Origin of the sequence: Ralstonia sp. SET104 (genome assembly GCF_003851545.1) — a bacterium.
Lineage (GTDB): Bacteria > Pseudomonadota > Gammaproteobacteria > Burkholderiales > Burkholderiaceae > Ralstonia.
In genome coordinates, this window is record NZ_BHVX01000007.1 from 150,749 (window position 1) to 173,960 (window position 23,212).

The following is a 23,212-nucleotide window of genomic DNA, read 5'->3' on the forward strand; positions in this document are numbered from 1 at the left end:
CGCGAGCGGCTTTTTTGCTTCGGGAAACCGGGTCGGCATGCGACTTGCAGCAACGGTCTTGTAAAACCGTCGCTGTGCCCAATTTAGCCCTTACATGACTTTCTGGGGAAAATAATGTCCGGAACCCAACTTTTACCCGCCGAGCAGATTCGCCTGCCGCTGTTGCCGTTGCGTGACGTGGTGGTGTTTCCGCACATGGTGATTCCGCTGTTCGTGGGGCGCCCCAAGTCCATCAAGGCGCTGGAAGCCGCAATGGAAGCGGGCAAGAGCATCATGCTCGTGGCGCAAAAAACGGCTGCCAAGGACGAGCCGACCGACAAGGACCTTTACGAAGTCGGTTGTATTGCCAACATCCTGCAGATGCTGAAGCTGCCGGACGGCACCGTGAAGGTGCTGGTCGAGGGCACGCAACGAGCCAACATCCTGACCGTGACCGACGACGAATCGCATTTCTTCTGCGAAGCCGTGCCCGTCGGCCCTGAACCCACTGAATCGGCTGAGACCGAGGCGCTGCGACGCGCCATCGTGTCGCAGTTCGATCAGTACGTGAAGCTGAACAAGAAGATTCCGCCCGAGATCCTGACCTCATTGTCGGGCATCGATGAGCCGGGGCGTCTGGCTGACACCATCGCCGCGCATCTGCCGATCAAGCTCGAGCAGAAGCAGAAGATTCTCGAGATGTTCAATGTGACTGAACGTCTGGAGAGCTTGCTGTCGCAGTTGGAAGGCGAGATCGACATCCTGCAGGTGGAAAAGCGCATCCGCGGCCGCGTCAAGCGCCAGATGGAGAAGAGCCAGCGCGAGTACTACCTGAACGAGCAGGTCAAGGCCATCCAGAAAGAACTGGGCGAAGGCGAAGAAGGCGCTGATCTCGAAGAGCTGGACAAGAAGATCAAGGCTGCCCGCATGCCCAAGGAGGCCAAGAAAAAGGCCGAGTCCGAATTCAAGAAGCTCAAGCTGATGTCGCCGATGTCTGCAGAGGCAACGGTCGTGCGCAACTACATCGACACGCTTGTGGGCCTGCCGTGGCGCAAGAAGAGCAAGGTCAACAACGACCTGTCGAATGCTGAGCAGGTGTTGGACACCGATCACTATGGCCTGGAAAAGGTCAAGGAACGCATTCTTGAGTATCTCGCGGTGCAACAGCGCGTGGACAAACTCAAGGCCCCGATCCTGTGTCTGGTGGGGCCGCCGGGTGTGGGTAAAACTTCACTCGGGCAATCGGTGGCGCGTGCGACGAACCGCAAGTTCGTGCGCATGGCGCTGGGCGGCGTGCGTGACGAGGCCGAAATCCGCGGTCATCGTCGCACGTACATCGGGTCGATGCCGGGCAAGATTCTGCAGAGCCTGACCAAGGTTGGCGTGCGCAACCCGCTGTTCCTGCTCGATGAGATCGACAAGATGGGTGCGGATTTCCGTGGCGATCCTTCGTCGGCGCTGCTCGAGGTGCTGGACCCGGAGCAGAACCACACGTTCCAGGACCACTACATCGAAGTGGACTTCGACTTGTCGGACGTGATGTTTGTGGCGACGTCGAATTCGCTGAACATTCCGGCACCGTTGCTTGACCGGATGGAAGTGATTCGCCTGTCGGGTTACACAGAAGACGAGAAGATCAACATCGCCCGCCGCTATTTGCTGCCCAAGCAAATCAAGAACAATGGTCTGAAGGAGGGTGAGATCGATGTGACCGAAGGCGCGCTGCGCGACATCATTCGCTACTACACACGGGAAGCCGGTGTGCGTTCGCTGGAGCGCGAGGTCTCGAAGATCTGCCGCAAGGTCGTCAAGCAACTGCTGCTGAAGAAGGAAGCCAGTACGTCCGTGAGCGTGGATTCTGACAACCTGGACAAATTCCTTGGCGTGCGTCGCTTCGACTTTGGTCTGGCTGGCAAGGAAGACCAAGTTGGCCAAGTGACCGGTTTGGCATGGACGGAAGTTGGTGGCGATCTGCTGACCATCGAAGCCGCGCTGATGCCGGGCAAGGGCAACATCACCCGCACGGGTTCCCTGGGCGACGTGATGAAGGAATCGGTCGAGGCGGCTCGCTCGGTGGTGCGCTCGCGTTCGGCTCGTCTGGGGATCAAAGACGAGATGTTCGAGAAGCGCGACATCCACATCCACGTGCCCGAAGGCGCTACGCCCAAGGACGGCCCGTCGGCAGGTATTGCGATGACGACGGCGCTGGTGTCGGTGTTGACCGGCATTCCGGTGCGAGCAGATGTAGCGATGACTGGCGAAATCACCTTGCGCGGCGAAGTGCTGCCGATCGGTGGCCTGAAGGAAAAGCTTCTGGCCGCACACCGCGGTGGCATTAAGCTGGCCCTGATTCCGGAGGAGAACGTCAAGGACTTGGCGGACATTCCGGACAACGTGAAGAACAGCATCGAGATCCAGCCGGTGCGCTGGATCGACAAGGTGCTGGAACTCGCGCTGGTGCGCAAGCCTGAACCGCTGCCGGAAGAGGAAGCCAAGCCGGCACCCGCCAAGGGCGATGACGGCAAGTCGCAGGAAATGGTGCATCACTGACAGCGCAGCCTGCAAAGGTTGAAGAAGGGCCCGACGTGTTCGGGCCCTTTTTCTTTGCGCAGGCTATGAGCTGCGGCACGCAGTTCTTCGCCTTGACACGTCGATTGTCGGCCACTTTAATGAATCCACATTGAGCGGGTGTTCGGGGAGGTGGGCACGATGAACAAAACAGATCTCATCGACCATGTGGCAACGCAAACTGACATGTCAAAAGCCGCAGCTGGGCGTGCCATCGACGCGCTGCTCGACGGCATCAAAGATGCGTTGTGCGATGGAGGGTCGGTCACGCTGGTCGGCTTCGGCACGTTCCTGGTCGGCAAGCGATCTTCGCGCAATGGGCGCAACCCGCGCACTGGTGCCGCCATCACGATCGAAGGCGGCAAGGTCGCGAAATTCAAACCTGGCAAAGCGCTAAAAGATGCGCTAAACTAGCGGGCTTTGGTGCTCGTGAGTGACAACGCGAGCGCCGGACAGTCCGGCTCACACCGGCAGTACGAACGGGTGCTTAGCTCAGTTGGTAGAGCAGCGCCCTTACAAGGCGCGGGTCGGGAGTTCGAGCCTCTCAGCACCCACCATCGTTCGTATTGCCGCTCACGTGTCGGGTGGTCCGACCCAATCTGGAGCGGTAGTTCAGTCGGTTAGAATACCGGCCTGTCACGCCGGGGGTCGCGGGTTCGAGTCCCGTCCGCTCCGCCAGCATCTTGTACAAAGGCCCGATTCGTTCGGGCCTTTGTCTTTTCCGCGTCAGGTGCGTTGCAGGTTGTGCCTGATCGCCGCGCCGCGATTGCCCGGAATGCCGGCGGCACCTGATAGAATCGCTCGATTTTCCATCTTCCATTCACCCCCGGTCCAGCATGCTTGATTTCGTACGTACGCATCGGCGCTTGATGTTTCTGGTGCTGCTGATTCTGGTGTTCCCGTCGTTCGTGTTCTTCGGCGTACAGAGCTATTCGAGCTTCATGGACAGCTCGCACGACGCTGCCAAGGTCGACGGCAAGGTCATCTCCACCAACGAAGTCGACGCGCGCGTGCGCGAGCAGACCGAGCGTCTGCGCCAGATGCTCGGCGCGCAATATGATCCGCGCCAGTTCGAAGGCCCGCAGATGCGCCGCGACGTGCTTGACGGAATCATTCAGCAACGCGTGCTGGCCAATGAGGTTACGCGAGCAAACCTGAACATCTCGAACGAGAAGATCCGCGACACCATCCTGCAGATCCCGGCTGTGGCAGCGCTGCGCAAGCCGGACGGCTCGTTTGACCAGGAAGCCTACGTGCGACTGCTGTCTGCGCAGAACATGACGCCCGAGCAACTGGAAGGCAATCTGCGTTTCGAACTCGCGCAGCAACAAATTCCGCAATCGATCACGTCGTCTGCATTTGTGCCGAAGTCGCTGGTGGAGCATCTGATTCAGGTGCGCGATCAACAGCGCGAAGTGCAGGCACTCCTGTTCAAGCCGGCAGACTACGCTGCCAAGGTCAATGTTGATGACAAGGCCATCCAGGCTTACTACGACGCGCATCAGCAGGAGTTTTCGGTGCCGGAGCAGGTCAAGGCCGAATACGTCGTGTTCTCTGGCGAAGACATGATGAAGCAGATTCCGGTCACGCCCGAGCAGATCAAGGAGTACTACGACCAGAACGCCGCGCGCTTCAAGACGCAGGAAGAACGCCGCGCCGCGCACATCCTGATCAAGCTGCCGGACAACGCCAAGCCTGCCGACAAGGAGGCCGCCAAGAAGAAGGCGGAAGAAGTGCTGGCCGAAGTGCGTAAGAACCCCGCGAGCTTCGCGGATCTGGCCAAGAAGTATTCGGGCGATCCGGGCTCGGCCGCGCAGGGCGGTGAGCTGGGCTTCCTGGGCAAGGGCGCGACCGTGCCGCCGTTCGAGAGCGCGCTGTTTGCACTCAAGCAGCCGGGCGATATCAGCGACGTGGTCGAAAGTGATTTCGGTTTCCACATCATCAAGCTCGAAGAAGTGAAGGGCGGCGGCGTGCAACCGTTGGAAGCCGTCAAGCCGGAACTCGAGCGCGAACTGCGTACGCAACTCGCCAACAAGAAGTATTCCGAGCTGGCCGATGCGTTCTCCAACACGGTGGAAGATCAGTCCGACAGCCTGAAGCCAGTGGCCGACAAGCTCAAGCTGCAGATCCAGACGGCCGACAACGTAACTCGCACACCGAGCCCGGCACAGTCCGGTAGCCCGATCGGCAATGACAAGGTGCTCAAGGCCCTGTTTGCTGATGAGGTGATCAAGAACCACCGCAACACGGCCGCTATCCAGGTCGGACCGACCACGCTGGTTGCAGCGCGTGCCGCGGAGTATCGTCCGGCCACGGTCAAGAAGCTGGCCGATGTGCGAGAGCAGGTCAAGGCCAAGGTGATCGCAGAACAAGCGGCTGCGCTGGCCAAGAAGGCAGGCGAAGAAAAGCTGGCCGCTGTGAAGCAGAGCAACAGCGCAGACGGTTTTGGCGCTGCGCAGACGGTCTCGCGTCAGCAGACGCAAGGTACGCTGCCCGCCGCGCTGACGGCTATCCTGCGCGCGGATGCGTCCAAGTTGCCAGTCACCATCGGCGTTGACCTCGGCGCCCAAGGGTATGCGCTGTATCGCATCAATAAGGTGCTGCCGCCAGCCAATGCGGACCAAGCGCGTCGTGCAGCCGATGCGCAACAACTGGCGCAGGCCGCTGGCCAGACCGAATTCAACGCCTATTACGAAGCACTGAAGGCGCGCTCAAAGGTGAAGGTCAACCGCAGCGCGGTCGACACCAGCAAGCCCGCAAACACGGCAGACGATGCCTCGTGAAGCGTTGTGAGTCGAATAAAAAAGCCCCGCAAATTGCGAGGCTTTTTTTATGCCGATTGCGACGATTTGCGACGATGCGACTTAGCCGCCGACCCGCCGCTTGAGCAAAGGCTCCAGCTTGGGCCACACATTGTCCAGCATGATGGGCTGTGCTGCTGCAATCGGATGGATGCGATCTTCCTGAAACCATTCGGGATGTTGCGCCACACCATCAAGCAGAAACGGCACCAGCGGCAGCTTGTGCTGTTGCGCCAGCTTGGCGAACATCGCGAAGAAGCGCTCGCTGTAATCGGGGCCGTAGTTGGGTGGAATGCGCATGCCCACCAGCAGCACCTTCGCGCCTGCGGCTTGCGAGGCCTCGATCATTGCCTTCATATTGGCCTCGCTTGAAGCGAGTGAGAGGCCGCGCAGTGCATCGTTGCCGCCCAGTTCAAGAATCACCACAGACGGCTTCTCGCGCGCCAGCACGGCAGGCAGGCGCGAGCGGCCGCCGGCCGTCGTGTCGCCGCTGATGCTTGCATTGGCGACGCTATAATCGGGCTTCCGTTCTTTCAGGCGCTTGTCGAGCAACGCGACCCAGCCGGTGCCTTGCGCAAGGCCGTATCCCGCCGACAAGCTGTCACCCAGCACCACCACCCGATGCGATACCGGCGCGCCTTGTGCTGAAGCCGTCTGTGCAAGCGGCAGCATGCCGAATATTGCGCAGCCAAGTGCTGCTACAAGTAACTTCGCGCGGCGCCTTCTACTACTTACTTGTCCAATCATGTCGTCTTCCGCTACCTGGGTGATTGAAGTCGATTCGCTGCACAAGACCGTGCGCGATGCCACCGGTGAGTTGCCTATTCTGAGCGATGTTGCCTTTCGTGTGGAACCCGGCGAAACGCTGGCCATTGTCGGTGCTTCGGGCTCGGGCAAATCGACGCTGCTTGGTTTGCTCGCTGGCCTGGACCTGCCGACATCGGGATCGGTCAAGCTGCTCGGCAATGACCTGTTCAAGTTGGATGAAGATGGCCGAGCGGCAGTGCGCGGCAGCCATGTGGGCTTTGTCTTTCAATCGTTTCAGTTGCTGCCCCATCTGACGGCGCTTGAGAACGTGATGCTGCCGCTCGAATTACAGGGCGATGTGAGCGCCGTGGAGATGCGCCGACGCGCTACCGTCTTGCTGGAGCGCGTCGACTTGGGCGCGCGGCTGTCGCATTATCCGAAAACGCTCTCAGGTGGTGAGCAGCAGCGCGTCGCATTGGCGCGCGCGTTCGTGACAGAGCCCGATATTCTCTTTGCCGATGAGCCGACTGGCAGTCTCGACACTGCCACCGGCGAGGCCGTTATCGCGCTGATGTTTGAACTCAACCGCGGCGCCGGTTCCACACTGGTGCTGGTGACGCACGACCGCTCCGTCGCGGCGCGTTGCAGTCGCATTCTCACTATTGAGGCCGGGCATCTGGTCGGCGACGAGATCGTCACCGAGCTCTGAACGTTTGCGTAGGCGGGAACGTTAAAGCGCAGTCTTGGCGCGGCGGATCAATGCCGCCGTCGATGCGTCATGAGCCACGGAGGCCGGCGCGCCTTCCAGCTCGGCCTGGATCGGCTTGGCGAGCTTCTTGCCAAGCTCCACGCCCCACTGGTCGAACGAGTTGATGTTCCACACCGCGCCTTGCACAAAGGTGCGGTGCTCGGCGCAGGCGATGAGCGCGCCGAACGACGCCGCGTCGAGCTGCTCCATCAGAATGGTCGTGCTCGGACGATTGCCTTCGAACACCATGTGCGGTACCAGTGCCTCATCGGTGACGCCGCCCGCGCGGACTTCATCGGCAGTGCGGCCAAGCAGCAATGCCTCGCCCTGCGCGAAGCAGTTGGCGAGCAGCTTGGCGTGATGGCCGGGCAGGCTGCGCACCGGCTCCAGCGTGGTGATGAAATCCACCGGTACGATCTGCGAGCCCTGGTGGATCAGCTGGAAATACGCATGCTGGCCGTTGGTGCCAGCCGTGCCCCAGACGATGGGGCCAGTGTCGGTATCGATGGGGCTGCCTGTGCGCTGGACGGATTTGCCATTGCTCTCCATCTCCAACTGCTGCATGAAATCGGTCAGCAGTTCCAGCGGCGCGCAGTACGGCACGGTGCAGGCGCTCGCCGCATCAAAAAAGCCGCGATACCACACCGACAGCATCCCAAGAATGAGCGGCATGTTCTCGCGCGGTGCGGCCGTAGCGAAGTGGCGGTCCATCGTTCGCGCGCCATCGAGCATTGCTTCAAACTGCTGCGGCCCGATCGCGAGCACGATTGACAGGCCTACCGCCGACCACAGCGAGAACCGCCCACCGACCCAATCCCAGAACGTGAACATGTTGTCCGGGTCGATGCCGAACTGGGCGACAGCCTCGCGGTTGGTGGAGACCGCGACGAAGTGCTGCTTGAGCTGGTCTTCCGCCACCCCGTGCTCGACAAACCAGCGGCGCATGCTGTGCGCGTTGGCCATGGTCTCAAGCGTGGTGAAAGTCTTGGAGCAGACGATGGCGAGCGTGGTGTCCGGGTTCAGGTGGTCGAGCGTCTCGGCCAGATCCGTGCCGTCGACGTTCGAGACGAAATGCACGCGCACCTGTGGCACGGCCAGGTGGTCAAGCGCGCGGCAGACCATGCGGGGCCCGAGGTCCGAGCCGCCGATGCCGATGTTCACCACATCCGTGATGCGCTGGCCGGAGTGGCCAGTCCATGCGCCGCTGTGCACGCGGTTGGCGAAGTCGCGCATCTGGGCACGTACGCGCAGCACCTCGGGCATGACAGGCTCGCCGTCGGCGCGGAAATCGTCTTCAGCGCGGCCGCGCAGGGCCACATGCAGGACGGAGCGGTGCTCGGTGTTGTTGATGCGCTCACCGCGCAGCATGGCGTCACGCAGTGTGAGCACACCGGCCTCGTCGGCCAGTTGCAGCAGCAGGGCGAGCGTGTCGGAGGTGATGCGGTTCTTCGCGTAGTCGACCGTCAGTCCCGCTGCTTCCAGCGTGAAGGCCCGCACCCGTTCCTCGGCGTCCGGCGCAGCAAACCAGTCGCGCATGTGTGCTGCGCGGATGGACTCTGCATGTTGCGTCAGGGACTGCCAGGCGGGTAGGGCTGTGGGCATACGGCGTGATGTGATGTGAGGTGGGTGTGGAAAACGAATGCGCAGTATAGCGGCGCACTATGACGTCTTTCTATCGGGGAACGTCCGACGCCAGCAGGGCGTTGAGCGCACGCCGTGCCGGCGCGCACAGCTCGCCCGCATGCAGCCCGATGGGGCCGACACCTGCATGGACGAGGTCGTCTGCCGCGCGGCCGTGCAGCCACACCGCTGCGAGCGCCGCTTCGCGCGCCCCCATGCCTTGTGCGAGCAGTGCGCCGATCATGCCGGTCAGCACATCGCCTGTGCCGCCGGTGGCAAGCCCGCCGTTGCCTGTCGGATTGATGGCGGGCGACATGCCCGGCGCGGCGATGACCGTGCCCGAGCCCTTGAGCACCACCACCGCGCCGGTCCGGTTGACGAGCGCCTTGGTTGCGGCCAGCCGATCGCGCTGCACGGCCTGCGCATCGGTATACAGCAGGCGTGCGGCTTCGAGGGGATGCGGTGTCAGCACCAGCGGCACGCCGCTTTCGGCCAGTTGCGTGAGGCGCCCAAGCAGCGCTGGCGTTTTGGCAAAGCAATTGAGCGCATCGGCGTCGAACACAGCGGGCGTGTGCGCCGACAGCATGCGGTCCAGCAGATGCGCAAGCGCGGCCTCCGACTCCTTGCCGGTGCCCATGCCGGGGCCAACGGCAAGCGCCTGCATGTCGCCCAGATCAAGCGCCCCCAAGGTGTGCAGCATCAACTCAGGTTGCGCTGGATCAACGCGCGGCGCATCCGCCGCAAGCGACACCACATGCACCTTGCCCGCACCGAGATAGAGCGCCCCACGCGCCGACAGCAGTGGCGCCCCGACCATGCCCGCGGCGCCGCCGACGATCGCCACGCTGCCATACGTGCCTTTGTGGCCGTTGTGGCGCCGGCGCGGCACATGCGCGAGCCAGCGTGCCGGCGTGCTAATGAATGCATCCGCTTCGATCACACCGTCATAGGCGGGCTGCGCGGCATGCAAATCGGCAAGGGCGATGTCGCCGGCGGCATCACGACCATTGCCCGTCAGCAAGCCCGGTTTGACGGCGAGGAAGGTGATGGTGGCGCGCGCCTGGATGACGAGCGATTCCGGAGCAGGCGGCTGCCCAGTATCGCCATTCAACCCCGAAGGGATGTCCAACGCATAGATCGGCAACCCGCTCGCATTGATGGTTTCGACCAGCGCCGCATGCAGCCCCGTCAGCGGCCGGGCGAGCCCGATGCCAAAGAGCCCGTCGACAATGGCCGTGGCAGCGGCCGGCACCGAGGCCGTTGCATGCAGGTGTTCGATGGGAACATTGGCAGCACAGGCTTCTGCCCAGGCGCGGCGGGCATCGTCAGGAAGTTTGGCCGGGTCTGCGGCAAGCCACACGGTGACTGCGCGGCCCGCAAGATGCAGCACTGTCGCCGCGACGAGTGCGTCACCGCCATTGTTGCCGGGGCCAGCAACGAACAGCACGTGCCCATGTGGTGCGCGCGTCTGCAGCCAGTCGGCAGCAGCTTCGCCTGCACGGGCCATCAAGGTGAAGGGTTCCAGGGATCGGTATGCCGCCGCCTCCAGCGCGCGGATGCCCGCCGTGCCAAAGAGCAGATCGGCGCCATGGTGTGCGGCGAGGGCGCCGTCGATCAGGATTTCGCGCCAGGTGGAGTGTGAGGACATGGCAACTACGCTTTCTGCGGGACAGACATGACGATCTATTCTCTTACAATAGCCCGCGTTTCCGGTCCTTTCCTGTCCAGTTGCAATGTCCAAGTCGCCGAACACTCCCAAAGCCGATCTGCCGCAAGCTGCCGCCAATGAGGGCGCGAAAGGGGAAAGTGCCGGCGGGCCGATCGTGTCTTCATCGCATCTGGTGTCGGCACGCAGCCCGGAGCTGTCGGAGTTCGAATTTGCGCTCAACACGGCCTACAACGCCTACAACCGCTGGTGCGTGCGGTGCATGGCTGCAGCCGGGGTGCGCGATCTGACCTTCCTCGATGTGCTGGTGGTGCACCACGTCAACCACCGGGGCCGAGCCAAGCGGCTGGCCGATATCTGCTTTGTGCTCAACGTGGAAGACACGCACCTCGTCACGTATTCCCTCAAGAAGCTGCAGGGGATGGAACTGGTGGAGGGCACGCGCAGCGGCAAGGAAGTCACCTACACCACCACGGCGGCTGGCGAAAAGGCCTGTGCCCGCTACCGAGAGATCCGCGAGCAGTGCCTGACGAGCAATATTTCGCCCAGCGGCGAGGAAAACGCCGAGATCGGCGAGTTGGCGCGGCTGCTGCGCGTGCTGACGGGCTTGTACGAGCAGGCCGCGCGCTCCGCGACGTCGCTGTAAAACGCCTGTTTCAGCCTCGGCAAGGGAGCTTTCGGGCGCTTTGGGGGCTCGGTAACAGGGGCAGGGCAAGGTACAATAGCGGTTTTCCCGCGCACGCCGGGAACCCCCTCTTCCAGCGACTCCTGCCTTGCCCACCATGGCGCATTTCTCGTGCTTTCCCGGCGCTCTCGCGCTGTCCGCCTTCCGCCAGCAACGCCTGCTTTCCACCCTCAAGCGCATCGATCCGGACATTGATGCCGTCAGCGCCCAATATCTGCACTTTGTTGCCGCCGACACACCGCTGTCGGCCGATGAATCCGCTCGTGTGCAGGCGCTGCTGACCTACGGCTCGCCTGCGCCGGCTGATGTCGAGGGCGATCGCTTCGTGGTCATCCCGCGCTTCGGCACGATTTCGCCGTGGGCCAGCAAGGCGACCGAAATCGCCCGCCACTGCGCGCTGCCGCAAATCCACCGCATCGAGCGCGGTGTGGAATTTACCGTCACGTGCAAGAAGGGGCTCATCCGTGGCCGCAAGCACCTGGGCGAAGCGACCCGCGCCGCCGTGGCCGCACACCTGCACGACCGCATGACCGAAGCGGTGATCGACTCGCGTGAAGCCGGCTACGGCCTGTTCGACGTGCTGCCCGCCAAGGCGCTGCGCTTCGTCGATCTGGGCAATGGCGATGCCGCTGAAGGCCGTCGCGCGCTGGAAGCCGCCAACACCGAGATGGGCCTGGCCCTGTCCGACGACGAAATCGATTACCTGGTCGACGCCTACCGCAAGCTCGAACGCAATCCGACCGACGTCGAGCTGATGATGTTTGCGCAGGCCAACAGCGAGCACTGCCGCCACAAGATCTTCAACGCCGACTGGACCATTGATGGCGAGACACAGGACAAGTCGCTCTTCGCGATGATCCGCAACACGCACCAGCTCGCGCCGCAGGGCACCATCGTCGCGTACTCCGACAACGCCGCCGTGATGGAAGGCGGCATGGCCGAGCGCTGGTTCCCGCACGCAGGCACCGAGGCATCGATGGGCGTACCGCAATACGGCCGCCGCGACGCGCTCACGCACACGCTGATGAAGGTGGAGACGCACAACCACCCGACGGCGATTTCGCCGTTCCCGGGGGCGTCCACCGGCGCGGGCGGTGAGATTCGCGATGAAGGCGCAACTGGCCGCGGCGCCAAGCCCAAGGCGGGTCTGACCGGCTTCACCGTGTCGAACCTGCTGCTGCCGGACGCCGAGCAATCGTGGGAAAACGCACGCGATACGGCCCAGCCCCCGGCGCACCGCAATCCGAGCGATGCTGCGCCGGGCCCGATCGGCAAGCCGGACCGCATCGCCTCGCCGCTGCAGATCATGATCGAAGGCCCCATCGGCGGCGCCGCGTTCAACAACGAATTCGGCCGCCCCAACCTGGGCGGCTACTTCCGCGTCTATGAGCAGAACGTGGGCGGCACGGTGCGCGGCTACCACAAGCCGATCATGATCGCAGGCGGTATCGGCAACATCGACGCCGGCCACACGCACAAGCACGGTCTGCCGGCCGGCACGCTGCTGATCCAGTTGGGCGGCCCCGGCATGCGCATCGGCATGGGCGGCGGCGCCGCCAGCTCGATGGCCACCGGCACCAACACCGCTGATCTGGACTTCGACTCCGTCCAGCGCGGCAACCCCGAAATGCAGCGCCGCGCGCAGGAAGTCATCAACGCATGCTGGGCACTCGGTGCGGACAACCCGATCCTGTCGATCCACGACGTGGGCGCGGGCGGTATCTCCAACGCCTTCCCTGAAATCGTGGATGGCGCAGAGAAGGGCGCGCGCTTCGACCTGCGCCAGGTGCATCTGGAAGAGTCGGGCCTGAGCCCTGCAGAAATCTGGTGCAACGAATCGCAGGAGCGCTACACGCTGGCGATCGCCCCGGGCGATTTTCCGCGCTTCCAGGCTATGTGCGAGCGCGAGCGCGCGCCGTTCTCGGTGGTTGGTTTCGCCACGGACGAGCAGCAACTGCAAGTGGTCGACAGCGATGCTCCGGCTGATGGTGCCGACCACTTCCCGGTCAACATGCCGATGGACGTGCTGCTCGGCAAGCCGCCGCGCATGCACCGCGACGTGCGCCGCGTGGCGCAGGAACTGCCGGAAGTGGACGTCACCGGCCTCGATCTTGAGACCGTCGCACGTGACGTGCTGCGTCATCCGACCGTCGCCAGCAAGTCGTTCCTCATCACCATTGGCGACCGTACCGTCGGCGGCCTGAACACGCGCGACCAGATGGTCGGCCCGTGGCAAGTGCCGGTGGCTGACGTGGCCGTCACCACGCTCGACTACAAGGGCTACACCGGTGAAGCGATGACGATGGGCGAGCGCACGCCGCTGGCCGTCATCAACGCACCGGCATCGGGCCGCATGGCGATTGGCGAGGCCATTACCAACATCGCTGCCGCGCCGATCGACTCGCTCACGCAACTCAAGCTGTCGGCCAACTGGATGGCCGCTTGTGGCGTGAATGGCGAAGACGCCCGCCTGTACGACACCGTCAAGGCTGTCGGCATGGACCTCTGTCCGGCGCTGGGCATCAGCATTCCGGTCGGCAAGGATTCGTTGTCGATGCGCACCAAGTGGGAAGACGCAGGCGCGGCCAAGGAAGTCGTGGCGCCGGTGTCGCTCATCGTCTCGGCCTTCGCGCCGGTGACGGACGTGCGCAAGACGCTCACGCCGCAACTCAAGCAAGTCGAATCGGCCAACGCGCCGGCTGACACCACACTGATCCTGATTGACCTGGGCCGCGGCAGAAACCGCATGGGCGGCAGCATTCTGGCGCAGGTCACGCAGCAGATCGGCAACAGCGTGCCGGATGTGGACGACGCAGAAGACCTCAAGCGCTTCTTCGCAGCCATCCAGCAATTGAACGCCAGCGGCGCGCTGCTGGCCTACCACGACCGCTCCGACGGCGGCTTGTGGGCGACCGTCTGCGAAATGGCGTTTGCCGGCCACTGCGGTGTGTCGATCAACGTCGACATGCTCACGCTGGACGCCGCCGCCGATCATGGCGACGCCAAAAACTGGGCGCAGCAAGTCTCCGGCCGCCGCGCTGATCTGACCCTGCGTGCGCTGTTTGCCGAAGAACTCGGCGCGGTCATTCAAGTGCCGCTGGCCCAGCGCGATGCTGTGTTTGCGGTACTGCGCGAGCACGGCCTGTCCGGTTGCAGCCACGTGATCGGTGCGCCGAACGCCAATGGCCATATCGAAATCTGGCGCGATGCCAAGAAGGTCTTCAGCGCCGAGCGCGTCGAACTGCAGCGCACCTGGACGGATGTCTCCTGGCGCATCGCCAGCCTGCGCGACAACCCCGAGTGCACGCAGAGCGAATACGACAGCCTGCTCGACGCCGAAGACCCCGGCATTTCGCCCAAGCTCACGTTCGACTTGGCCGAAGACGTTGCCGCGCCGTTCATCGCCACGGGCGCACGCCCGCGCATGGCGATCCTGCGCGAGCAGGGCGTCAACTCGCAGGTGGAAATGGCCTACGCAATGGACAAGGCCGGCTTCGACACCTACGACGTCCACATGAGCGACCTGTTGGCCGGCCGCACAAACCTTGCCGGCTTCAAGGGCTTCGTCGCATGCGGCGGCTTCAGCTACGGCGACGTGCTCGGCGCAGGCGAGGGCTGGGCGAAGACGATCCTGTTCAACAGCATGCTCGCCGAGCAGTTCGCGGCCTTCTTCAATCGCACCGATTCCGTCGCGCTGGGCGTGTGCAACGGCTGCCAGATGATGGCGAACCTCGCCCCGATCATCCCGGGTGCCGGTGCATGGCCGAAGTTCACGCGCAACCAGTCGGAGCAGTACGAAGGCCGGCTGGTGACGGTGCAGGTGGAGGCTTCCCCGTCGATCTTCTTCGCGGGCATGGAAGGCAGCCGCATCCCCATCGTCGTCGCACACGGCGAGGGCTATGCCGACTTCTCGCAGCAAGGCGACATCAGCAAGGTTGCCGTCGGCCTGCGCTACGTCGACAACCGCGGCGAAGTCACGCAGACGTATCCGCTGAACCCGAACGGTTCACCGCAGGGCATCGCCTCCGTAACGACGCACGACGGCCGTTTCACCGCGCTGATGCCGCACCCGGAACGTGTATTCCGTGCCGTGCAGATGAGCTGGCATCCGAAGGATTGGGAAACCGCCGGTGATGGCAGCAGCCCGTGGATGCGGATGTTCCGTAATGCGCGGAAATGGATGGGCTGATCTGTCTGCCGCAGCAATGACAAAACGCGCCGGGGCGACTCGGCGCGTTTTTTTTTTCGCGCTGAGCCACCCGTGTCCGGCAGGTTGACTTGCATCAACCGCAAGAACGAGATCGCGCCTAGATTTCCGTAGAAGGGGCATGTAGGAGCCGCAAGCCTACAGAGCGCGGGATGTAGCCATGGAGACGCAAATGAACATGAACACGATTCGCACACTCGCTTCCACGCTCGTCGTGGCGGGTCTAACGGTGGCAGCGGAAGGCATTCACGCGCAGACGCTGGAAAAGATCGCTGCGGCGGACAAGATCACGGTTGGCTATCGTGAAGCTGCGGTTCCGTTCAGCTACTTGCTGGCCCCGAACAAGGCCGTCGGATTTTCCGTCGATCTGACGCAAGCCATCGTCGACGATGTGCGCGCCCGGTTGAGAAGACCGTCTCTGCAGGTCGATTCGATTCCGGTGACCGGCGCGAATCGGATTCCGCTGCTGGCAAACGGCACCTACGACCTCGAGTGCGGATCGACCACCAATACCAGCGCACGGGGCAAGGAGGTGGCCTTCTCGATCAACTTCTTCTACGCGGGAACCCGCCTTTTGACCAAGCGCGATTCGGGCATCAAGAACTATCCGGACTTGGCGAACAAGATCGTCGCCAGTACTGCCGGCAGCACGAACGAGAAGGTGCTGAAGAAGTTTGCCGTCGACCACAACATCGACGTCCAGATCATCTCCGGCAAAGACTATGCGGACGCGCTAAAGCTCGTCGAAACTGGCCAGGCGTCAGCGTTGGCGCTGGACGACGTGTTGCTGTATGGCCTGCGCGCCAACTCGGCGAATCCGGGAGCGCTCGAGGTTGTGGCGCAAACCCTGCAGGTCGAGCCGTACGCCTGCATGGTTCGCAAGGACGACCGTGCCTTCAAGCGGCTGGTGGACGCAACCATCACGCGCCTCATGAAATCTGGCGAGTTCGCGGCGCTGTACAAGAAATGGTTCGAGTCGCCCATCCCGCCGGCCGGTGCGAACCTGGACATGCCGATGAGCGATGCGCTGCGTGCCAACCTGAAAAAGCGTAGTGACAAGCCGGCGCAGTGACGTGGGGCGCCGTAACCGCCCACGCTATCGCCCGCTCGTTGCCGTTTCCAGGTACGGCGCCAACTGGTCTGCCATCCAGTTCATGAATACCTGCACCCGAACCGGCAGATTCCGCCGGTTCGGATACACCAGCGACACCGGCATCGGCGGCGGGCGGAAGTCGGGCATCACCTCCACCAGCGTGCCGTCTGCAATCGCTGATGACAGCCCCGCATACACCGGCGCCTGAATCATCCCCAGCCCCGCGCGGCACGCTGCGTCATAGCTCTCAGCCGAGCTGACGGTTACCGCGCCTTTCATCGGTCGGAACGCGGGGCGGCCATCCACCGTGTATTCCCACCCTGCCGATTTCGTCCCCAACGTCTGCACGTAATGCACGATGCGATGGTGGTCGAGGTCTTCGAGCGACTTCGGCATGCCATGGCGCGCGAGGTAACTGTGGCTCGCGCAGTTGACCTGGTGCAACTGGCCGAGCGGGCGGGCGATGAGGCTGCTGTCGGTCAGGTTGCCGATGCGCAATACGCAGTCGAAGCCTTCGCGCACAGGGTCAACGCGGCGGTCGGTGCTGGAGAGTTCGATTTCCAGATCAGGATGCGCTTCGAGCAGGCTGGGCAGGGCGGGAATGACGACGCGGCGCGCGACGCCCACGGGCATGTCCACACGCAGACGGCCACGCAATGCCTGTGGGCTCTGGCAGAACATGGTCTGGAGTTCGTCCATATCAGCCAGCAGGTCTTGGCAGCGCTCATAGAAGGTCTGGCCATCCTGCGTGAGCTGCACCTTGCGGGTAGTCCGGTGCAGCAAGCGCGTGCCGAGCATCGTTTCCAGTTGCTGCACCGCCACCGAGGCTGCGGGCTTCGGGATGCTCAGGGCTTCTGCCGCACGCGTGAAGCTGGCGAGTTCAGCCACGCGCACAAAGATCTGCATGGCTTCGAGTCGGTTGGTGGACATGGCGTCGGCGGGTTGATTGTTATTTATTGGCAAACATAGCAATAGGATAAGCGAGATTTATTCTTTATTTGTCGCCCAATACCATGCTCTCACGGTGCGCAGTACGACAACCCGCACCACCCACCTGATCGACAACCCAGGAGAGCAACATGACCCAATCTCACATCCAACATGCACCGATTGCCATCGTGACCGGCGGCAGCCGCGGACTCGGCAAAAACATGGTGCAGAAGCTCGCCCAGCGCGGCACCGATGTGATTTTTACGTACCACAGCAACCGTGCGCACGCTGATGCGCTTGTGACCGAACTGACCGCCCAAGGCCGCCGCGCCCACGCGCTGCAACTCGATGCAGGCAAGATCGCCACCTTCCCGGCCTTTGCCGATGCCGTGCACGATGTGCTGGCGCAGTGGAAGGCCGAGCGCTTCGACTTCCTCGTCAATAACGCCGGTGTTGGCGTGCACGCCACCGTTGCGGAAACCAGCGAAGCCCAGTTCGACGAGCTGATGAACGTGCATTTCAAGGGCGTGTTCTTCCTCACGCAGATCCTGCTGCCGCTCATGGCAGACGGTGGGCGCATCGTGAATATCTCCTCGGGGCTGGCGCGCTTTGCACTGCCGGGCTACGGCGCGTATGCGGCCATGAAGGGCGCCATCGAGGTGCTCACCAAATACCTGGCCAAGGAACTCGGCCCACGTGGCATTGCCGTGAACGTGGTTGCACCGGGCGCCATCGAAACTGATTTCGGCGGCGGCGCCGTGCGCGACAACGCCAGCCTGAACGCTATGGTGGCTGCCAATACGGCGCTGGGCCGTGCTGGCATGCCAGATGACATCGGCGGGGTGGTGGCCTCGTTGCTGTCGCCAGACAACCGCTGGATCAACGCTCAGCGCATCGAAGCGTCGGGCGGGATGTTTCTCTAAGTTCATCCGGGAGGGCGAGGGCCGTAGCCGCTTTGATTGGGCCGCTCGTCTAAACGGGCGAGTCGCGGGCAGCACCGCATACTGAGGCACGCAGTTTTTTGCCGCGTCGCAGTGCAGCGAATCCGGCCGTCAAACGGCTGCGGCGCTTGTTGTTACGGGCCTTTGCACCGCACCGTAAGTCTGCGTTTGCACAGCAATAAAAATAACTTTACGCGGCAGTCATCAGCATTTCCTAAGCTTAGCCGGCAACGAAAGGCCGGACGTGTCCGCGTTCGAGCCCTCATCGACTGAGGGCCGCGCGGCGTTACGGCCCGGTGCAAGGCATCGCCGTGGGTGCCGGGAGTGAGGCTATGCGGTGCGACGTGCGCGAGTCGCTATCCCTGTCATCCACACTTGCACAGACCGAGAAGGACGAAGGGGGAATCCACCACCAGACAGTCTCCGCAAGAGGAGGTTTTCATGTCTCATCACAGAGCGACCGCGCTGCTGCGCAGAAGCACGCTAACGGCAGCCTTGATCGTCAGTCCGGCAGTGTGGGCGACCACGCTGGTCTCGGGCCCCAGCCCGTTTGCCGGGTGTACGGTTGGCGGGCCAGGCACGATCTATGTGAATGCCGAAGTCGAGCCGTACGTCGCGGTCAACCCAGCCAATCCAACGAACTACATCGGCGTGTGGCAGCAGGATCGATGGTCCAACGGTGGCGCGCATGGTCTGATGTCCGCCGCCACGTTCGATGGTGGCGCCACCTGGAAACCAGTGCCTCAGCCGTTCAGCACCTGTGCGGGCGGGCTGGGTTACGAGCGGGCGTCCGACCCATGGGTGTCTTTCGGGCCGGATGGCGTTGCTTATGCGGTGTCGATCTCGTTTGACCACTCCCGCAACAACAATGCGGTGGGCGCGGCGGTCTCCAAGGATGGCGGTCTGAGCTGGACCAATCTGACAGAGCTGATTGCTGACAACGAGCCAGGCACGCAGTTCTTCAACGACAAGGAATCGGTAACGGCAGACCCGGTCAAGCGGGGCGTCGCCTATGCTGTCTGGGATCGCCTGGAGCTGCCCAATGCCAACCCATATGCCAATCAGCACGCCCTGGCGTTCCGTGGGCCCGGGATGTTTTCCAAGACGGTGGATGGTGGCCTGACCTGGAGCCCGCCCAGCGTGATGGTGAATACGCCGTCGGAGTATCAGACCATCGGCAACCAGATCGTGGTGAACCGGCAGACCGGCGCGCTGTACGACTTCTTCAACTACATCCACGCGCCGGGGCGGTCGGCTGGCACCAACAGCGTGGCGTTCGTCAAGTCGACGGATGGCGGGGCTACGTGGAGCAAGCCGCAGGTCATTGCGAGCCTGCAGGTGGTCGCGGTGACGGACCCCAACACCGGAGAGATGCTGCGCACCGGAGACATCATTCCCGAGCCTGCCATCGACCCGGCCACCGGGCAGCTCTATGTTGCCTGGCAGGACAGCCGCTTCAGCGGCGGCGCGCATGCCGACATTGCGCTGTCCACCTCCACCGATAGCGGCCAGACGTGGAGTGCGCCCAAGCAGGTCAATACGCCGACGGGCAAGGCGGCCTTCAACGCGATGGTGCAGGTCAACTCAGCGGGCACCGTAGCCGTGACGTATTACGACATGCGCAATCTCGCGGCAGGCAACATGACCACGTTACCGACGGACTACTGGCAAACCGTGTCTACCAACGGTGGCCAATCGTTCGGTGGTGAAACGCATCTGGCCGGGCCCTTCGACATGAGGACGGCCCCCATCGCAGAGGGCTTCTTCCTTGGCGACTACGCGGGGCTGGCGGCGGCCGGTACAAAGTTTGTGCCGTTCTTTATCCAGACCAACTCAGGCAACACCGTTAACCGGACGGACGTGTTCGCCTCGCCGTAGCGATAGGGCGGCGCGCAGCCCGCCCGGCGAGACAGGTCCGGTTGCGCGCAGCCTGCGTTCAGGCAATCGCCTTTGCGGCAGCACGCCCACGTAACCATTCAAACGTCAGCAGCAGGCAAGTCGAGAAGACGATCAGGATTGTTGCCAGCGCGGCAATGGTGGGCGAGATGTTTTCGCGGATGCCCGTGAACATCTGGCGCGGCAGCGTCACCTGATCGGCGCCCGCCAGGAAGAGCGTAACGACCACTTCATCAAACGACGTCGCAAACGCAAACAGCGCGCCCGAAATCACGCCCGGCGCAATCACGGGCAGGGTGATGCGGAAGAACGTCATGACCGGGTTGGCCCCCAACGACAGGCTCGCGCGCACGAGGTTGTGGTTGAAGCCTTGCAGCGTCGCCAGCACGGTCGTCACCACAAACGGCACGCCCAGCGCCGCGTGCGCCAGGATCAGGCCGATGTACGTGTTGGCAAGCCCCAGCGGCGCAAAGAACAGGTACATGCCCACGCCCACCACCACCACGGGCACGATCATCGGCGACACCAGCACCGCCATCAGCAGCCCCTTGCCGCGAAAATCTGCTTTGTTCAGGCCGATGGCCGCCAGCGTGCCGAGCACCGTTGCCACCACGGTGGCTGCAGGCGCAACGATGAAGCTGTTCTTGGCCGCCATGCGCCATTCATCTGACGTGACGAGGTTCTGGTACCAGCGCAGCGAATAGCTCGGGATCGGGTAAGACAGGAACGTGCTTGACGAGAACGACAGCGGCACGATTACCAGCACGGGCAGCACGAGGTAGAGCAGCGTGAGCACGGCCAGCCCGCGCAGCGCGAAGTACCAGATGCGCTCGATGAGCGAGGTGTGCGGGGCGAACATCGGTTTGGTGAATTTCATGGTCGCTGTGCTCCGTTCAACCGACGCGGACTTTCGGGCGCGTGAAGCGGCCGTACACCGCATACAGCACCAAGGTTGCTGCCAGCAACAGAGCACCCAGCGCGCAGGCCATGCCCCAGTTGATGGTGACGTTGGTGAAGTACGCCACGTAGTAGCTGACCATCTGGTCGTTTGGCCCACCCAGCAGCGCGGGGGTGATGTAGTAACCCAGCGCGAGGATGAACACCAGCAGCGCACCGGCGCCGATGCCCGGATACGTCTGCGGCACGTACACGCGCCAGAACGCAGCAAACGGATGGCTGCCCAGCGACACGGCCGCACGCTGATACGTGGGCGGGATGGATTTCATCACGCTGTACAGCGGCAGGATCATGAACGGCAGCAGGATGTGCGTCATCGAGATATACACGCCCACGCGGTTGAACAGCAGCGCCAGCGGCTCCTTGATGATGCCGAGGTCCATCAAGCCGTGGTTGATCAGGCCCTCGGTCTGCAGCAGCACGATCCACGCGGCCACGCGCACGAGGATGGACGTCCAGAACGGGATCAGCACCATCACCATGACGAGGTTGGCGCGGCGCTCCGGCAGCGAGGCGATCCAGTACGACAGCGGATACCCCAGCAGCAGCGCGAACAGCGTCACCATTGCGCTGATGACGAAGGTGCGCAGGAACACCGTCACGTAGATCTGCTCGTCAGGGTCGGTGGCTTCGATGTGGCCGAAGGCGTCTTGCCGATGGTCCAGCGCGGCCAGCAGGTAGAACGGCGATGTGCGGCTGCTGTTCTTGGCGATGGCCTGCCAGTACGTTGCGTCGCCCCAGCGCTGGTCGAGTTCGAGGAGCTTGGCGCGCGTTTGTGCGGGCGTGAGCGCCAGGGCTTTGCCCTGGTCATCGGCCAGCGGCATCGCACGCGCAGTTTTGGCGACCAGCGAGCGGAAGCCAGGGATTTCGGTATTCAAGCGGCGGGCCAGCGCGCCCATGGCTTCGCCTTCGCTCACGGCGGTCAAATCTGTGGCGAGGGCGACGTAGGCAGCGTCGGCGGGCGGCGTTTTGCGGTCCCAGTTCTTGAGTGCGCTCACCGTTTTGGGCAGCGCGTCAGCCACCTCAGGGTTTTGCACGGCGCGCGTGAGCAGGGCGCCGATCGGCACCACAAAAATCAGCAACAGAAAGATGGCGAGCGGCGCCACCAGCGCGAGCGCCATGGCACGCCTGCGCGCCTCAGCGCTCTTCAGTTCGCGTTTGAGTTTGGCCGTCGATTCAGGAACCGATTCAGCCGCGATCGTCATGGTGTTCAATGCTGCCTCGCCATCGCTACGGGAATTCGTCCGGCGAATGCCTTGCCAATCCGGCAGGGCATCCGCGCGGTCACTGCGTTACACCCTTACTTCGACGCCCACGAGGCGAAGCGCTGTTCCAGCTCATCACCGTGGTCTGTCCAGAACTGCAGGTTCTGCAGCACAGCGTTCTTGGCGTTCTCAGGCGAGTTCGGCATATTGGCCTGCGTCTTGGCGTCCAGCGCCTTGATGGCAGCCATGTTGGCCGGGCCGTAGGCGATGTGCTTGGCGTATTCCTGCTGCGGCTTCTGCGACAGCGTGTAGGCGATGTACTGCTCGGCCAGCGCCTTGTTGGGCGTGCCCTTGGGGATGGCCCAGTAGTCCAGGTCGTAGATGCTGCCGTTCCAGACCACCTTCAGGTTCTTGCCTTCGCGCTGCGCGGCGTCGATGCGGCCGTTGAACGCGGTGGACATCACCACATCACCCGCCACCAGGAATTGCGGCGGCTGCGCACCGGCTTCCCACCACTGGATGTTTGGCTTCAACTGGTCGAGCTTCTTGAACGCGCGGTTCTGGCCGTCCTTGGTGGCGAGCACCTTGTAGACGTCCTTGACCGGCACGCCATCGGCCATCAGCGCGAATTCCAGATTGCCGCGCGCACCCTTGCGCATGCCGCGCTTGCCGGGGAATTTCTTTACGTCCCAGAAATCGGCCCAGCCAGCCGGGGCTGTCTTGAGCTTGTCAGCGTTGTACGCCATCGCGGTGGACCACACGAAGAAGCCCACACCGCAGGTGCTCGGCGACTCGGGGATCAGGTCGCCCTTCTTGGCGATCTTGCTCCAGTCGAGCTTCTCGAACAGACCTTCGTCGCAGCCACGGCCGATATCGCCGGATTCAACTTCCACCACGTCCCAGTTGACGTGCTTGGCTTCCACCATGGCCTTGATCTTGGCCTGCTCGCCGTTGTACTCGACCACGGTGACCTTGTTGTTGGTCTGCGCTTCAAACGGCTTGTTGAAGGCGGCTTTCTGTGCGTCACCGTTGGCGCCGCCGAAGTTGACGACGGTGATTTCCGCAGCGTGCGCACCGAATGCAATGGTGAACGCGCCGGCAAGTACGCTCAAACGCGTCTTTGCGATGTGCTTCATGTTGGCTCCTCTTTTGGCTTTGGCTTGTGAGTA

16 protein-coding genes and 2 tRNA genes are annotated in these 23,212 nt (G+C 63.1%); 11 read left to right on the top strand and 7 right to left on the bottom strand.

The features are described 5' to 3' along the window. Window positions 1-114: 114 nt before the first annotated feature. From lon to PSUB009319_RS11300, 5 genes are all read left to right on the top strand, one after another. The gene (lon, locus tag PSUB009319_RS11280) at window positions 115-2,529 is read left to right on the top strand and encodes an endopeptidase La (protein WP_124382317.1); all 2,415 of its coding nucleotides are present in this window, start codon (window positions 115-117) and stop codon (window positions 2,527-2,529) included. A 159-nt stretch (window positions 2,530-2,688) separates the two neighbouring features. Then, window positions 2,689-2,961, top strand: a complete 273-nt coding sequence (locus PSUB009319_RS11285; RefSeq protein WP_124382441.1) for an HU family DNA-binding protein — start codon at window positions 2,689-2,691, stop codon at window positions 2,959-2,961. A 67-nt stretch (window positions 2,962-3,028) separates the two neighbouring features. Next, a tRNA-Val gene (locus PSUB009319_RS11290) sits at window positions 3,029-3,104 on the top strand. A 44-nt stretch (window positions 3,105-3,148) separates the two neighbouring features. Then, a tRNA-Asp gene (locus PSUB009319_RS11295) sits at window positions 3,149-3,225 on the top strand. A gap of 158 nt (window positions 3,226-3,383) precedes the next feature. Beyond that, on the top strand, window positions 3,384-5,330 hold the full coding sequence (locus tag PSUB009319_RS11300; RefSeq protein WP_124382318.1) for a SurA N-terminal domain-containing protein: 1,947 nt from the start codon (window positions 3,384-3,386) through the stop codon (window positions 5,328-5,330). A gap of 81 nt (window positions 5,331-5,411) precedes the next feature. On the opposite strand, the gene PSUB009319_RS11305 is transcribed toward PSUB009319_RS11300, so the two are convergent. Further along, entirely contained in the window at window positions 5,412-6,020 is a 609-nt protein-coding gene (locus tag PSUB009319_RS11305) for an arylesterase (RefSeq protein WP_124382319.1), read from the bottom strand. 73 nt (window positions 6,021-6,093) lie between these two features. On the opposite strand from PSUB009319_RS11305, the gene PSUB009319_RS11310 reads away from it, so the two are divergent. Continuing rightward, window positions 6,094-6,804: an ABC transporter ATP-binding protein gene (locus tag PSUB009319_RS11310; RefSeq protein WP_124382442.1), complete on the top strand. Its 711-nt coding sequence runs from the start codon at window positions 6,094-6,096 to the stop codon at window positions 6,802-6,804. A gap of 21 nt (window positions 6,805-6,825) precedes the next feature. On the opposite strand, the gene pgi is transcribed toward PSUB009319_RS11310, so the two are convergent. Further along, window positions 6,826-8,445: a glucose-6-phosphate isomerase gene (pgi, locus tag PSUB009319_RS11315; protein WP_124382320.1), complete on the bottom strand. Its 1,620-nt coding sequence runs from the start codon at window positions 8,443-8,445 to the stop codon at window positions 6,826-6,828. Between the two features lie 70 nt (window positions 8,446-8,515). Then, a complete protein-coding gene (locus PSUB009319_RS11320) occupies window positions 8,516-10,111 on the bottom strand; it encodes an NAD(P)H-hydrate dehydratase (RefSeq protein ID WP_124382321.1) in 1,596 nt (531 codons plus the stop codon). An 85-nt stretch (window positions 10,112-10,196) separates the two neighbouring features. Between PSUB009319_RS11320 and PSUB009319_RS11325 the strand changes: the two genes are divergently transcribed. The 3 genes from PSUB009319_RS11325 to PSUB009319_RS11335 all read left to right on the top strand — a co-directional run bounded on the left by PSUB009319_RS11325 (window position 10,197) and on the right by PSUB009319_RS11335 (window position 16,093). Beyond that, the gene (locus PSUB009319_RS11325; RefSeq protein WP_124382322.1) at window positions 10,197-10,775 is read left to right on the top strand and encodes a winged helix DNA-binding protein; all 579 of its coding nucleotides are present in this window, start codon (window positions 10,197-10,199) and stop codon (window positions 10,773-10,775) included. Between the two features lie 136 nt (window positions 10,776-10,911). Continuing rightward, the gene (purL, locus tag PSUB009319_RS11330) at window positions 10,912-15,003 is read left to right on the top strand and encodes a phosphoribosylformylglycinamidine synthase (RefSeq protein WP_124382443.1); all 4,092 of its coding nucleotides are present in this window, start codon (window positions 10,912-10,914) and stop codon (window positions 15,001-15,003) included. A gap of 196 nt (window positions 15,004-15,199) precedes the next feature. Further along, complete coding sequence (locus tag PSUB009319_RS11335; RefSeq protein ID WP_124382444.1) at window positions 15,200-16,093, top strand: transporter substrate-binding domain-containing protein; 894 nt, start codon at window positions 15,200-15,202, stop codon at window positions 16,091-16,093. Window positions 16,094-16,117: 24 nt separating this feature from the next. Here PSUB009319_RS11335 and PSUB009319_RS11340 read toward each other — a convergent pair whose 3' ends face one another. Continuing rightward, entirely contained in the window at window positions 16,118-17,044 is a 927-nt protein-coding gene (locus PSUB009319_RS11340; RefSeq protein WP_124382323.1) for a LysR family transcriptional regulator, read from the bottom strand. A 149-nt stretch (window positions 17,045-17,193) separates the two neighbouring features. On the opposite strand from PSUB009319_RS11340, the gene PSUB009319_RS11345 reads away from it, so the two are divergent. After that, window positions 17,194-17,967: an SDR family NAD(P)-dependent oxidoreductase gene (locus tag PSUB009319_RS11345; protein ID WP_124382324.1), complete on the top strand. Its 774-nt coding sequence runs from the start codon at window positions 17,194-17,196 to the stop codon at window positions 17,965-17,967. Window positions 17,968-18,426: 459 nt separating this feature from the next. Next, the gene (locus tag PSUB009319_RS11350) at window positions 18,427-19,863 is read left to right on the top strand and encodes a sialidase family protein (RefSeq protein WP_124382325.1); all 1,437 of its coding nucleotides are present in this window, start codon (window positions 18,427-18,429) and stop codon (window positions 19,861-19,863) included. Between the two features lie 58 nt (window positions 19,864-19,921). Here the strand turns inward: PSUB009319_RS11350 and PSUB009319_RS11355 are convergent, their stop codons facing one another. From PSUB009319_RS11355 to PSUB009319_RS11365, 3 genes are all read right to left on the bottom strand, one after another. After that, window positions 19,922-20,758 (bottom strand): ABC transporter permease, encoded by an 837-nt coding sequence (locus tag PSUB009319_RS11355; RefSeq protein ID WP_124382326.1) that lies wholly within the window; start codon window positions 20,756-20,758, stop codon window positions 19,922-19,924. A gap of 16 nt (window positions 20,759-20,774) precedes the next feature. After that, window positions 20,775-22,043 (bottom strand): ABC transporter permease, encoded by a 1,269-nt coding sequence (locus PSUB009319_RS11360; protein ID WP_124382327.1) that lies wholly within the window; start codon window positions 22,041-22,043, stop codon window positions 20,775-20,777. 95 nt (window positions 22,044-22,138) lie between these two features. Beyond that, window positions 22,139-23,179, bottom strand: a complete 1,041-nt coding sequence (locus PSUB009319_RS11365; protein ID WP_124382328.1) for an ABC transporter substrate-binding protein — start codon at window positions 23,177-23,179, stop codon at window positions 22,139-22,141. Between the last annotated feature and the right edge of the window lie 33 nt (window positions 23,180-23,212).